Annotated in this window: 1 protein-coding gene; it reads left to right on the forward strand. The window is 64.1% G+C overall.

Annotated features, from left to right (window positions below; all coding sequences use genetic code 11):
* The first annotated feature begins 334 nt into the window (after positions 1-334).
* Positions 335-535, forward strand: a complete 201-nt coding sequence (locus tag NUV94_08270) for a hypothetical protein (protein ID MCR4392727.1) — start codon at positions 335-337, stop codon at positions 533-535.
* Positions 536-599 lie beyond the last annotated feature (64 nt).

The raw sequence follows: 599 nt of genomic DNA on the forward strand, positions 1-599 counted from the left end.
CCTTCGAGCACGGGGGATCCACGCGCGGGCGTTAGTCGAAACCGGCCCTCCAAGTGGTTCCGTTTCCGGGGCGCAGGTCCGAGTTCCCTTACGATCTCTTCGCGGGTCTTGTCCCGCATGGTGGCCTTCCCTCCTTTCTGTCAAAGCGTTTTCGTCGGGAAGGCTACCATGCTGCCTCGGCAGACACACTCCTTGAGACACTACCCAGGCCCGCCATGCACACACGTTCCACGAACTGCAGAGGCTGCTTCCTCCGAATGCGCGGCGCTATGCTCAGGATTTCGAGCGCGCCCGACGCAAGCGCCACATCTTGGTGTACGAGCAAGCGGGGGCAGTGAGCGAGCGCGAGGTTCAGGATCTTCTGGGCGAGATCGAGGAGTTCCGGGCCTGGCTCCTCGCGGAGATCAAGCGGCGGTTTCTCAGTACGACCCGGGGCGAGAGGGATGAGGATGTGTGGGTCTTGTGGTTGGCGGCCTTCTGGGGAGCCGCTCGTGAATCCGGGGGTCTACCATCGGATTTGTGCCCGGTGATGTAGCTAGTAGGAGGAGGCGTGGCGGGGGTGTGGCTCTTGGGGTCGGCGGCCCCTTCGGGCGCCGCTC

The organism is Candidatus Acetothermia bacterium, assembly GCA_024653305.1.
Lineage (GTDB): Bacteria > Bipolaricaulota > Bipolaricaulia > Bipolaricaulales > Bipolaricaulaceae > JACIWI01.